We start from the raw sequence: 11795 nt of genomic DNA, 5'->3' as shown, positions 1-11795 counted from the left end.
CGCAACGGCCGCGAGTACGTCGTACTCCTCTCAGCCGAGGACCTGGAGTCGTTGGAGGCCACCCTCGAGCTGCTCTCCGATCCACGGGCGATGACCCGAATCCGAGAGGCCGACGAGGCCATCGCCGCTGGCGAGGTCACGAGCGGCGACGAGATGGCGGCGATCATGCGACGACGTCGCGAGCAGGGCGATGGCTGACACGCCCGAACCCCCCGCGCCGCCGCCATACCGACTCGTTGTCTCGCCCGGTGCCCGCAGGGCTCTAAGCCAGAAGTTGCCGGCGGCAGCGGCCTTCGCGGCGTGGGAGTTCATCTCAGGTCCCCTGCTGGAACGCCCTCGGGCGGTCGGCGCCCCGCTACGCAAGCCGTTCGAAGGACTCTGGCGGGCACGACGCGGCGAATACCGCGTGCGCTACCGGGTCGTAGACGATCGCCGGGAGATACACGTCCTCGACATCGATCATCGCCGCGACGCCTACCGCCCGTAGGGACAAGCGACGGCGTGTCTGCCCGATTCGACGCGGGTACGCTGCCCGGTATCCATGAGCAGGTCTGGTCCAATGGGGGCTGGTTTCGGATGCGGGCTGGGACGGCGCTGTCTGGCAGGTACCGCCTTGACAAACCGCTGGGGCACGGCGGGATGGGACAGGTCTGGCAGGCTGTTGACCTGAACCTGGGCCGGACGGTCGCGGTCAAGCTGATCCGCGACGGGCAACTGCATTCGGGGCTGCTGGAGCGGTTCCGCCGCGAGGCGCTCGCGGTCGTCCACGAGCGCGGGATCGTGCACCGTGACCTCAAGCCTGCAAACCTGAGTGTGGCACCGGTGATACTGGAGGGAAGCAGGCTGGTCGGACTGGACGGACATGCCCGCCCCCGCAGCCTCTCCCGACATTTCCTCCAGCTCGAAGTCCGCCGCTGGTTGACGTTGATCGGGGGTGGGGCTTGGGCGTCCGAGGTGTCGTAAGGCGTCACGCACTTGGCGGTAGTACGTACGTCCCGCCGGAGAGCAGACGCACCAAGCGGTCCGCGACTCCCGTAGACGCCGCCGCGGGCCGGTCACGATCGTTTCCACCGAACGAACCGCGCCCGTCGTGTCGCTCCCGCCATGCACGTACAGGGCATAGGGCCTGCCGACAGTCGCTTCCAAGATCGGAAAATATGCGTAATCGCAAAAGTAACATCAACAAGGGTGTTCAGTCGATCGCGCGGCCGCTGCCGTCCGGGTGAGCCAGGCGGCGTAGCAGAGCAAGTGCCCCTTCGGTCGGGACGGGACGGAAGAAGTCCGCGTCGACGCGCTCGACAGCGGCGATCGCGCGGGGGGCGAGCTCGGCGCCCCTTGCGGTGACCTGAAGCAGCTTCGCCCTCGTGTCGGCCGGGTCGGTCTCGCGGCTGACCAAACCGTTGCGTTCCAGGGTGCGCAGCACCTGTGACGTCATCTTCACGTCGGTGCCGGCGTGCGCGGCGACGGCGAGCTGGTTGGGAGGCTCACCCTGGTCGCCCAGCCACCAGACGGAGGCGAGCAGCACGAACTGGACATGAGTGAGTTCGAGCGGGGCGAGCGCCGCCGCGATCGCCCGTTGCCAGCGCAGCGTGGCGTGCCACAGCAGGAAGCCGGGGCTGCCACCGGGAGGCAAGGCCACGTTATCGGTCGACCTTCGTCAGTCGCGGGACGCTGGCGCCTCCGCGAGCCTGACCAATGCCCCGATCGTGTCCGGAAAGTCAGCCGTGATCGCCGGGCCGACCTGAGTTCCCAGCTCGTCGGCCGCCGAACCTGTGATCTCTGTCCGGTAGGTCACGCGGCGGCGCTCCGCGTCGACCGCGTCGATGCGGTGCGTGGTGCGGACCAGAATGTCGCCGAGATCGACCTCATCGACGAACAGCCATGGCACGTCAACCTCAGTCAGCCGCAGCCGCACCGGCTGTTCACCTGCGGGGTTCATTACGATCTCGCTCCCGACCTCGAACGGACCACTGACCTCGATCCCGTCGATGTCCGCGTTCCAGGCCCTCCAGCCTGCCACATCTGCCCACAACCGCCAGACCGCCTCCGGCGCCGCCTCCGTCAGGACGCTGTGCTCGTAGGACCACATCCTGGGACCTCCTGCCATAAAAGTCTATGCGTAGATTATCTGCGCGCATCCTATCAGTGGCGTACCGATCACGGTGACTGGATCGCGCAGGCACCTCCAGCGCAGGCCGGTCGCGATGGTCTCGACCCCGCGGACCGCGCCGGTCGTATCGCTGTTGCCGTGGACGTACAGCGCATACGGCCGGCCAACGGTCGCGTCGAGACACGGGTAGTAGACGGTGTCGCAGATCTACCCGAAAGTAGGGTGCGCCAGACGGTCACACCGCGTGGCATCTCGCCGCTACCTCGCGCCGAACTCGCACGGGCTACCGGGTGACGATGACCGTCGCGCGGTGTCCGGTCGCGTTCTTGAGCTTGATGTCGCCTGTGAGCAGTTCGCAGCCGAGTGCTTCGGCGAGCGCGATGTAGGCGGCATCGTAGGCACCGAGGTTGTGTCGTAGCTTCCACATCCGGGGGTGGTAGGGCCAGACCGGATGACGGGTGATCCGCAAGCGCGCGTAGTCAGCCAGCATCTGCTCGCCGCGACGGTCAGTGATCTTCTTTCCGGCGGCAAGCCCGCGGACTGTTGACGCGACCTCGACGTCCAGATGGTGCGGGGCGTGCAGCGTGCGCGGGGCAGACAGGCGCTGCCGGAGCACCTCATCGCCATTGCGGACGGACAACACATCAATGACGAGCGAGCAGTCAACCACGTACGTGAGGGTCAACGCCGCCCCTCGTCCCGCGCCTCGAGGATGTCGTCCATGGTGAGCTCCACCGGTTCCCTGTCGCGGGCAATGCGGGCGATGACCTCGGCGTTGGTCTCCGTGGCCGCGTCAGCATCCATCAGGTCCCGCAAGTACCCGGACAGCGACTGGCCTAGCGATCTAGCACGCTCCCGGAGGACCGCGAGCGTCGTCGGATCGACATCGCGCACCTGGATGATGCCCACGTCGGCGGACTCGCTCATATGTCGATGCTACCACGCTTTCATGCACGGCGCATGAAGCTCCTAGATACCCAACCAGACGTGAGCGCTACGGCATCAGGCGCGCCACCGTGCCGACGCCCAGCTCGCAGCAGGCTTCGCGCGCAGCGGAGTCCGCGGTCACATCGCACCGACACGACCAGCGAGCCAGGCATTCGAACGGAGAGTACGGAGGTCGCCGCAGCGTGTCCGACCGCCGTCGCTACGACCGTTTGAACCCGCCCTCTCTTTGTCTTCCGTGCAGCGTACGAAGGCCGGGATTCGGTTATGCGCCGCGAGGATGCTATCGAGATCCTGGGCCTGTCAAACGTGACGTGGGAAGGCTTCCGCAGGCCGGGGGCATACGAAGAACAGATCATGACCGTGTTGGCCGAGATCCTGGTTCATCGGCACGCACAGTAACAAGAAGTAGCGGCGGTGTCACCCTTGGGTGCCCGCCGCTACTGTTGTTACGAAACGTGACCGCCCGAAGCACACTAGATCGCCTGGGTTCTGGTCGAAGAAGTGTTTGAGTGCGCCGGCCGCACCACCACGGCCACGTCCTCGATCGCGTCGTCGGGTGGCACCGGCGCGGACGGTCTCGAGGATCGCCTGCATCGCCGGTGCGGGTGTGTGATGAACGATCAAGAGAGTCGGCATCGTGACCATGCTGTTCACACCCGACTGACACACGAAGATCCGGGCCGCTCACAGTGCCCGGTCGGTCCATCGACGCACCCGTCCTGAACCCATCCGCGCTCGTGCCCGGCCCCGGGTGCCTGGGTAACCGGAGCGTGGAGTCCCACCCCGTGCCGGCCGTGGACTGCACTTTTGGTATCAGAATGGTATCGTCACCGTATGGCCTTTACGGTGCGTACCGACCAAGAGCTCGAAGAAGCCCTGACCGCGCTGGCCGCCAGCGAGGGTATTTCTCGGCAGGAGATCATCCGGCGTGCGGTTCTGGAGCGCTACGAGCGGGCCGGGCACACTGCCCGAGTACGGGACAGCTCCAACCGCATGATCGATCGATGGGGGGATGTGCTCATCCGGTTGGGCACAGTGTGAGTCGCGTCGCGTATCTCGATCTGGAGGACCTGCTCACGCTGGTACGCGACCTGGGCGCCGGTCCGGTGCGCGACGTCGGTCTGCTCGACGCGGCGGCGGCCCGGCCCCGCTCGAGCGCCTTCGGGCAGGACGCCTATCCGACCCTCGCGTTCAAGGCCGCCGCGCTGCTGCATTCAGTTGCCGGCAACCATGCTCTGGTCGACGGTAACAAGCGCCTTGCCTGGCTGGCGACCGTGGTGTTTCTCGACATCAACCGTCACACGGTCGACCTGACTCACGACGCGGCGTTCGACCTGGTCATGGATGTCGCTCAGGGTGCGGCGGAGGTCGAGGAGATCGCTGTTGGGCTGTGCGTCGTCTCACTGGACGGCGGGTAGCCCGCCTGTCCGCCGCTGTCCACTGCTGTCACCCGGTCAGCGGCGGCTGCCGTGGGCGCTGGGGTCGCTCGGTGGGATCGTCGACGGGTCGGTGCTGAGCTTCTTGCCGTCCCAGCGGAACGTCACATCAGCCGTGCCGGCGGTCGGGCAGCACACCTTGTCCGACGGCTCGTACAGGTCGTAGCGCAGCACGCTCACCATCTGCGTCGCGGACGCGACATGGATGCCGGCGCTCGGCTCGATGAAATCTTTACCGATCATGTCGGTGCCGACGAAGAAGAACGCGAACTCGCGGGATGTGCCAGCGGAGGCGGTGTCCCGGCCGATGAGGACGTTGAGGGTCCGGCCCGTGAGGAATCCGGTCTGGTCGGTCACCGCGTAGCCCTGCTCGTTGACGATCTTCGCCGCCTCGGCGAGGGTGAGCGGCCCGTGCGTCGGTGTCGGTGTCGGTGTCGGTGTCGGAGTCCGCGACGGGGTGGGGGTCGGCGTCGCGGTAGTGGGCCGGCCCGACGGCGTCGGGCTCCGGTGGGTGGCTGTGGTCGCGGTCGACGCCGGCGTGCTCTGCCCGGCTGCCGTCAACCCGCCGGTGTCTCCGGTCGGGGTGCTGTGCCCGCGTAATGTCATGGCGGCGATGATCCCGCCGGCGACCGCCAGCGCCAGGACGGTTGCCAGGACCGCGGCAAACGTGCCGCGTCGGCTGGGCCGTGACGGGCTTGGCTGCGACTCCCGGTACGGCTCGCCACCCCGGTGCGGTGCGGCTGGCGGGTACGGCTCGCCGCCCCGGTAAGGCTCGCCGCGCATAGGCTCGCCGCCGGCCCGCGTCCGGTATGTGGGTGAGCGAAAGGTCTCCTGCGCCTGCTCGGACGGTGCCTGCGGCGGGGTGGGCGGCAACGACCACCACTGCGCAAGGGCGGTGTGTGCCGCCCGGACGGTCTCGCCGGGGTCGACCACATCGTGCCCGACGAGCCCGGCGACGAGCTGTGTGGCGGTCGGGCGCCGTGCCGGGTTCTTGTCCAGCGTCCGGGCCAGCACCGCGGTGAGGGCCGGTGGCACACCGGTCAGGTCGGGGGCAGCGGTCATGATCTGGACGGCGATCGCTTCGGGGCGCTCGCCCCGGAACGGCTGGCGGCCGGTGGCGGCGAACGCGACGCACGCACCCCAGGCGAAGATGTCGGTCGGCGACCCGGCCCGCTCACCCCGTAGCTGTTCGGGTGCCATCCACACCAGGGTGCCGATGAGCACGCCGGTACGGGTATGGCTGGTCGAGTCCGACGACCTCGCGATCCCGAAGTCGATGACCTTCGGGCCATCCCAGGTGACCAGGATGTTGGATGGTTTGAGGTCGCGGTGGACCACCCCGGCCGCGTGGATCGCGACCAGGGCGTCGGCGAGCCCGACCGCCAGCCCGTCGAGCAGGCGTCCGGTGAAGGGGCCGCGCTGGGCGACCGCCTCGGTCAGGCTGCGGCCCTCGACGTATTCGGTGGCCATCCACGGGCGTGGGCCGTCGGTGTCGGCGTCGATCACCGCGGCGACCGACATGCCGCGCACCCGCGCGGCCGCGGTCACCTCGGTGCGGAACCGGTCGCGGAACTCGGGGTTGTCGGCGAGCCCCGGCGAGGGCACCTTGACCGCGACCGGCTTGTTGTCCGCGGCGAACCCGAGGTAGACGATGCCCATGCCGCCGGCGCCGATCCGGCTCTGTAGACGGTACGGCCCGACCTCGCGCGGGTCGTCGTCCGACAACGGCTGGAGCACGTCTTTTCCTCCTCCTTGCCACCCGCCCGCCCGCTCGATTGGCGGATGGTGTCCCCGATTGTCCCTGATGCGTTCGCCCGTGCGTGGCAGCGCTGCTCCGATGGCGTCGGCTATGCGACATCCTCCGTCTCGGGGGAAAAATTTTGCCTTGATTCCGGTCTGGAAGAATAGTATCTTGACGATCAAGAGGGTTTGACAGAAGGTTTATCGGTCTCTCCGAGAAGCTGGCCGCACGAGAAACAGATCTTGTGGGATGTGGCCCCGACACGGTGTGATCCAGGCGAGATGTACGCGGAAGGAGGGGCGGGATGTCGACCACACCTGCCGCGGTCCCCATGCGGGGTCGGATCTCCCTGGTCACGGGGAGTCGCGCCGTCGCACACCCGACGGTCGCACCGGACCGGGTGCTGGAGGTGCTGGGCCGCCACGTCCGCACCGACGGCTTCGACATCGTCCTCGACACTGCGCACAGCCGTGGCAGCTGGCTCGTGGATGCCCGTGACGGCCAGCGCTATCTGGACCTGTACAGTTTCTTCGCCTCGGCGCCGCTGGGGGTCAATCCGCCGGAGCTGACCGGCGACCCCGATTTTCTCGCCGAGCTGACCGCCGCAGCGGTCAACAAGCCGGCCAACCCCGACATCGCCACCGCCGCCTACGCAGGGTTCGTCGAGACGTTCGTCCGGGTCCTCGGCGACCCGGAGCTGCCCCACCTGTTCTTCGTCGAAGGCGGAGCGCTCGCCGTCGAGAACGCCCTGAAGTGCGCGTTCGACTGGAAAAGCCGTCGCAACGCCCAGGCGGGGCGGTCGCCGTCGCTCGGGATGCGGGTGCTGCACCTGCGCCACGCCTTCCATGGACGCAGCGGCTACACCCTGTCGGTCACCAACACCGACCCGGTCAAGACCGACCGCTTCCCCACCTTCGACTGGCCGCGGATCGACACCCCGGCGGTCACCTACCCGCTGGACGACACCCGGCTGGGCGACCTCGCCGTGGCCGAGGCGGGCGCGCTCGCCCAGGCCGAGGCGGCGTTCGCCCGCCATCCACACGACATCGCCTGTTTCCTGGCCGAACCGATCCAGAGTGAGGGCGGCGACAACCATCTGCGGGCGGAGTTCCTCACCGCGATGGAACGTCTGTGTCACGTCCATGACGCGTTGTTCGTCCTCGACGAGGTCCAGACCGGGGTGGGGAGCACCGGGTCGGCCTGGGCCTACCAGCAGTTGGGCCTGCATCCCGACGTTGTCGCCTTCGGTAAGAAGGTGCAGGTCGGTGGGGTGATGGCAGGCCGGCGGGTGGACGAGGTGCCCGACAACGTCTTCTGTGTAGCGGGAAGAATCAACTCGACCTGGGGTGGCGGGCTGGTCGACATGGTCCGCTCCCGGCGGATGCTGGAGATCATGGAAGCTGACGGATTGTTCACCCGGGCCGGCGAGCTCGGCGCTGACCTGCTGGCCGGCCTGTGGGAGCTGGCCCGGCGCCACCCGTCGCTGGTGACCAACCCGCGCGGGCGCGGCCTGCTGTGCGCGATCGACCTGCCCGCACCCGGAATCCGCGACGAGGTCGTGCGCCGGCTGCGCACCGAGGAGCATGTGCTGGTCCTGCCCGCTGGTCCGCGGGCACTGCGCTTCCGGCCCGCGTTGACCGTTTCGGCCACCGAGCTCTCCCTCGGCGTGGATGCTCTTGAGCGGGTACTGACCAGCGTCCCGGCCACCTGATGGGATCGGTGAGCCTGTCGACGAACCCCGCCCATCTTGATGAGGTCGTCGCGGAGATCGTGCTTGCGAGCCCCGCCGAACTGCTGGCTGCCTGCCGCATCGCCCGGGACGCCCAGCCCGGCTGGGCCGATGTGCCCGCACCCGTGCGCGGAACCGTGATCGCGAACCTCGGGCGCCTGGTCGAGGACAACGCCGACGCGCTCGCCCGGCTGGTCACCCGCGAGGTCGGCAAGCCCCTGGCCGAGGCGCGCGGTGAGGTACAGGAGATCATCGACACCTGCCGGTTCTTCCTCGGCGAGGGCCGGCGTCTCTACGGCGAGACCGTGCCCTCGGAACTGCCCGACAAGCAGCTGTTCACCTTCCGGGAACCGGTCGGTGTGATGGCAGTGATAACTGCGGGTAACTTTCCGGTGGCGGTTCCGGCGTGGTACATCGTCCCGGCGTTGCTGTGCGGCAACACCGTCGTGTGGAAGCCGGCCGTCTACGCGGCCGCGTGCGCCCAGGCGTTCACCGAGCTGGTTCACCATGCCGGGGTACCCGCCGGCGTGCTGGGCCTGGTGCCCGCCGAGGGGGTGGAAACGTTCACCGGCCTGGAGCGGGCGCTGGAGGCAGGGTGCGTCGACAAGGTCGGCTTCACCGGCTCGACCGAGGTCGGACGGATGATCGGCGAGCTGTGCGGCCGGCACCTGCAGACCCCCTGCCTGGAGCTGGGCGGGAAGAACCCGATGGTGGTCGCACCCGACGCGGATCTGGACGCCGCCGTCGCCGGGGCGGTGTTCTCCGGTTTCGGCACGGCCGGGCAGCGGTGCACGTCGCTGGGCACAGTGATCGTGCACGCGTCGTTGCACGACGAGTTCGTCCGCCGGTTCGTGACCGCGGTGCAGGCGGCGACGATCGGTGACCCCTTCGCGGACGTCCTCTACGGGCCGTTGCTCGATCGGCGGTTCGCCGCTGGTTTCGAACACACCCTCGGGTTCATCCGTGATCATCACCGGGTTGCGGGATCCTCGGCGGTCGGGCGGATCGACGCGGCCCGCCCGCGCAACGGGTTCGTCGGCGTCGCCGAGACCGGCCTGTACTACCATCCGGTGATCCTCGACGGTGTGCGTCCCGGGGACGAGGTGTTCGGTGAGGAGACGTTCGGCCCGATTGTCGGCGTCACCACCTACGGCCACCTCGACGAGGCGATAGAACTGGCCAACGCGCCCGGTTACGGCCTGTCTTCGTCGATCTACACCAATGACCCGGCGACGGTCTTCCGGTTCCGCCGCAGGATCAGCGCCGGCATGGTCAGCGTCAACAACTCGACGTCCGGGGCCGAGGCGCACCTGCCCTTCGGTGGCAACGGCCGGTCCGGTAACGGTTCCCGCCAGTCCGGACGTTGGGTGCTCGACCAGGTCACCCGGTGGCAGGCGGTCAACTGGGACTACTCCGGCCACCTGCAGAAGGCTCAGCTGGAAACCGGCATCCCCACCGCGGACCTCACCTTCCGCCTCCCCAGCGGCTGGCCGCCACCGACGGGTTGATCGTCGACGGATGAGTCGGTCGTCCCGGTCACGCTGGGCGTAGCCATTCCTCCAGCGCGGCGTTGTCGAGCGTGGTCCTGCGTAACCATGCGTCGAGCGCAGTGACGAGCGATTCGTGGTTACGCCGCGTCCGTGGGAATGTCCGGTTGCTGGTGTAGATCATTCCGATCATCTGCCCGCCTGCCTCGTCGGCGGCCACGAGTAGGCGGCGGAAGTCCTTGACGTTTTCCGTGACTATCCAACGGTTGTGTTCCAGAGCCCATGCGTAGAGGTCAGCGTCCGCCATGGCTCGCAGACTGTCGTCCGCCGCGACCGCGACGACGTCATGGCCGAGATCGCGCAGCCGTTGCGCCACAGCCGGGGCGTGCATCTCGTCCAGGAGCAGAGCGATGGCACGGGGTCCATCACCTGACGGGTCGTCCTGGTCGTTCACGCAAGCAACCGCAGCTGAGCCTGGTCCGCTTCTTCGGCGGCTCTGGACTCCGCGTCGGCCTGCTCGATCTCGGCGTCGATCTCCTCGCGGTAGTCGAGGTAGTACCGCAAGGCGGTACGCACCTTTGCTACGGGGAGGTTCAACAGCTCGGCGGCTGCCTCGACGGCACGTGGCCCACGCTCGTCCAACTCCCGAAGAGTCTTGATGACCTCCCACAGGTCGGGACCGGTCACGAGCGCCGCCCGGCGACCGGTCGGGCCGTCCTTGAAGGTCACACCTGGATGTTCGGCCTGGCGCAACCCCTCGTCGACCAGGCGCTGCGCGAGGCCGGAAACGGTTGCCCCCGGTAGCGCCTGTGCCCGACGCCGTAGCCGGGCGAGCAGTTCCGGGTCGAATCGGATCGATAGTGGCGCACCCATGTAGTGCATTGTAGCCTCTGTACTACGACATCCCGCGGTCGTCAGCGGGCCCAGTGGGGGAGCAGCGCCGTGAGGTCGAGGTCGACCGGGAACGGCTCGGTGACGGTGAGCCGCTCGCCGCTACCGGCCACCGTGTAGGCGTCGCCGCGGCCGCGCCGGTAGGTCGTCACCCGCGGCGGGGACGGTTCAATCCGCCAGTAGTACGGAATGCCGAACTGGGCGTACAACGCCGGTCTGGTGGTGCGGTCCTCAACGTGGTTGCCGGGGGATTCGATCTCGATCGCGACGACGACCTCGGCGGGAGCGAACCAGTGCCGGCCCGGTTCGTCGCTGCGCACCACCATGAGGTCGGGGATGCGGGTGAGCTGCCGGCCGAACCGGATGTCCACGGCCATCGCAAGGGCGAACGGCTCGGTCGCGAGCGCGTCAAGCGCAGCGAAGAGTCGGGCGCTCAGGGCCTGGTGCAGGTTGGAAGCCGACGGCGACACGCTGAGCGCTCCGTCGGTCAGTTCGTAGCGGTGGTTGCTGACCGGCAGTTCGTCAAGGTAGTCGGTGGTCCACCCATCCGGCGGGATCGCGATCAGCGGCTCGCTCATCGGCGCGTCCTTCCGTCCATCTCCGTGACTCAAGTCTACGTCGGCGTGCGGACGGGAAGGCCCGCATCCCGGGCGGCCGCAGCCAGTCGGTGGTCATAGGTAACGAAGGCGGTCAGCGCCTCCGCGAGGTGGAGTGCGGCCGCGAGATGGATCGCGTCGAGGGTACGGACATACGGATCAGCGACGATGCCGGCCTGGTCGAGCAACGGCCGCTCCAGCTCGACCTGGTCCAGTTGATCGACCAGTTCGACGGCGGCTGCGTGCAGCTGGGAGTCCTTCGGTGCTGCACGGCGTACGACCCGCGTCACTTCGGTGCGGGCCAGGGTGGTGGTTACGTGTGGATAGGCGGCGTGAGCGGAAAGGAATGCCACAAGTGCCGGGGTTTCGGGTTCAGTGACGAGCAGTTTGACCAGCGCGCAGGAGTCCAGGTAGATCATAGGTCGTCCTCGTCGCGCATGTCCGCAAGGATCTGGGACAACGGTGGAATCTCCGGACGCGCTGCCAACGGTTGCCAGCCGGCCAGACCGCCGCGACCCGGATGCAGGACTCCCGCGGCGATCAGTTCGTCCCTGGCCTTATGGGACGGTCCAGGGGGGACGAGGAGGGCGACCAGTCGTCCCCGTTCGGTGATCTCGACGGTCTGCCCATCCTTGATCTTCTCGATCACCCGGGCGGTGTTGTGCTGCAGTTCTCTGACTCCGACGCGCACGACCATGACGCACATAATAGCCCTCAATGTGCGTCGAAGCCGAGAACCGAAGGTCCACCGGGCCGTCCCCGGGTCGATCCAGCGCGGGGGCCTCGTGGGCCGGCGGAACCTCTACATCATGTCACTCACGGCATGTTCTCACTCTCGGAGGGTTACACCGTTATTT

The 11795-nt window shown here is 68.0% G+C and carries 16 protein-coding genes and 2 pseudogenes; 7 read left to right on the top strand and 11 right to left on the bottom strand.

The genetic code is table 11. The features are described 5' to 3' along the window. The 3 genes and pseudogenes from U9979_RS15520 to U9979_RS15510 form a co-directional block, all read left to right on the top strand. Positions 1-198: pseudogene (locus U9979_RS15520) on the top strand (type II toxin-antitoxin system Phd/YefM family antitoxin); the annotation flags it as partial. Further along, complete coding sequence (locus tag U9979_RS15515; RefSeq protein WP_322779936.1) at positions 191-487, top strand: type II toxin-antitoxin system RelE/ParE family toxin; 297 nt, start codon at positions 191-193, stop codon at positions 485-487. The pseudogene U9979_RS15520 and the gene U9979_RS15515, both read left to right, overlap by 8 nt. Before the next feature lie 14 nt (positions 488-501). After that, positions 502-963, top strand: a complete 462-nt coding sequence (locus U9979_RS15510; protein WP_322779935.1) for a hypothetical protein — start codon at positions 502-504, stop codon at positions 961-963. Positions 964-1192: 229 nt separating this feature from the next. On the opposite strand, the gene U9979_RS15505 is transcribed toward U9979_RS15510, so the two are convergent. The 5 genes and pseudogenes from U9979_RS15505 to U9979_RS15485 all read right to left on the bottom strand — a co-directional run bounded on the left by U9979_RS15505 (position 1193) and on the right by U9979_RS15485 (position 3037). Further along, a complete protein-coding gene (locus U9979_RS15505; RefSeq protein WP_322748646.1) occupies positions 1193-1639 on the bottom strand; it encodes a MarR family winged helix-turn-helix transcriptional regulator in 447 nt (148 codons plus the stop codon). Between the two features lie 18 nt (positions 1640-1657). Continuing rightward, the gene (locus tag U9979_RS15500; RefSeq protein ID WP_322779934.1) at positions 1658-2089 is read right to left on the bottom strand and encodes an SRPBCC family protein; all 432 of its coding nucleotides are present in this window, start codon (positions 2087-2089) and stop codon (positions 1658-1660) included. 57 nt (positions 2090-2146) lie between these two features. After that, positions 2147-2311, bottom strand: a pseudogene (locus U9979_RS15495) (flavodoxin); the annotation flags it as partial. Positions 2312-2393: 82 nt separating this feature from the next. After that, positions 2394-2795, bottom strand: coding sequence for a type II toxin-antitoxin system VapC family toxin (locus U9979_RS15490; protein WP_322753424.1), 402 nt, complete (start codon positions 2793-2795; stop codon positions 2394-2396). After that, positions 2792-3037: a hypothetical protein gene (locus U9979_RS15485; RefSeq protein ID WP_322748643.1), complete on the bottom strand. Its 246-nt coding sequence runs from the start codon at positions 3035-3037 to the stop codon at positions 2792-2794. The genes U9979_RS15490 and U9979_RS15485 overlap by 4 nt, the downstream gene beginning before the upstream one ends. Positions 3038-3904: 867 nt before the next feature. Here U9979_RS15485 and U9979_RS15475 point away from each other — a divergent pair. Next, a complete protein-coding gene (locus U9979_RS15475; protein ID WP_322779933.1) occupies positions 3905-4099 on the top strand; it encodes a CopG family transcriptional regulator in 195 nt (64 codons plus the stop codon). After that, entirely contained in the window at positions 4096-4476 is a 381-nt protein-coding gene (locus U9979_RS15470; protein ID WP_322779932.1) for a type II toxin-antitoxin system death-on-curing family toxin, read from the top strand. The genes U9979_RS15475 and U9979_RS15470 overlap by 4 nt, the downstream gene beginning before the upstream one ends. A gap of 36 nt (positions 4477-4512) precedes the next feature. Here the strand turns inward: U9979_RS15470 and U9979_RS15465 are convergent, their stop codons facing one another. After that, on the bottom strand, positions 4513-6231 hold the full coding sequence (locus U9979_RS15465) for a protein kinase domain-containing protein (RefSeq protein ID WP_322779931.1): 1719 nt from the start codon (positions 6229-6231) through the stop codon (positions 4513-4515). A 335-nt stretch (positions 6232-6566) separates the two neighbouring features. Between U9979_RS15465 and lat the strand changes: the two genes are divergently transcribed. Both lat and U9979_RS15455 read left to right on the top strand, forming a co-directional pair. Further along, on the top strand, positions 6567-7946 hold the full coding sequence (gene lat / locus U9979_RS15460; protein WP_416220231.1) for an L-lysine 6-transaminase: 1380 nt from the start codon (positions 6567-6569) through the stop codon (positions 7944-7946). Beyond that, positions 7946-9472 carry an aldehyde dehydrogenase family protein gene (locus U9979_RS15455; RefSeq protein ID WP_416220230.1) on the top strand — a complete coding sequence of 509 codons (1527 nt, stop codon included), beginning with the start codon at positions 7946-7948 and terminating at the stop codon, positions 9470-9472. Before lat ends, U9979_RS15455 begins: the two co-directional genes overlap by 1 nt. A gap of 28 nt (positions 9473-9500) precedes the next feature. Here U9979_RS15455 and U9979_RS15450 read toward each other — a convergent pair whose 3' ends face one another. From U9979_RS15450 to U9979_RS15430, 5 genes are read right to left on the bottom strand one after another with little or no spacing between them, the layout of a single operon-like run. Continuing rightward, positions 9501-9905, bottom strand: a complete 405-nt coding sequence (locus U9979_RS15450; protein ID WP_322779928.1) for a DUF5615 family PIN-like protein — start codon at positions 9903-9905, stop codon at positions 9501-9503. Next, a complete protein-coding gene (locus U9979_RS15445; RefSeq protein ID WP_322753432.1) occupies positions 9902-10324 on the bottom strand; it encodes a hypothetical protein in 423 nt (140 codons plus the stop codon). Before U9979_RS15445 ends, U9979_RS15450 begins: the two co-directional genes overlap by 4 nt. 41 nt (positions 10325-10365) lie before the next feature. Then, on the bottom strand, positions 10366-10920 hold the full coding sequence (locus U9979_RS15440; protein ID WP_322748635.1) for a Uma2 family endonuclease: 555 nt from the start codon (positions 10918-10920) through the stop codon (positions 10366-10368). A gap of 35 nt (positions 10921-10955) precedes the next feature. Beyond that, on the bottom strand, positions 10956-11357 hold the full coding sequence (locus U9979_RS15435; protein WP_322779927.1) for a type II toxin-antitoxin system VapC family toxin: 402 nt from the start codon (positions 11355-11357) through the stop codon (positions 10956-10958). Continuing rightward, positions 11354-11644, bottom strand: a complete 291-nt coding sequence (locus U9979_RS15430) for a hypothetical protein (protein WP_322779926.1) — start codon at positions 11642-11644, stop codon at positions 11354-11356. The genes U9979_RS15435 and U9979_RS15430 overlap by 4 nt, the downstream gene beginning before the upstream one ends. Between the last annotated feature and the right edge of the window lie 151 nt (positions 11645-11795).

It is taken from the genome of Protofrankia sp. Cas4 (genome assembly GCF_963555915.1).
Taxonomy (GTDB): domain Bacteria; phylum Actinomycetota; class Actinomycetes; order Frankiales; family Frankiaceae; genus Protofrankia.
The sequence above is the reverse complement of the archived record's forward strand: the minus strand, read 5'-3'. Positions and strand labels throughout refer to the sequence as shown.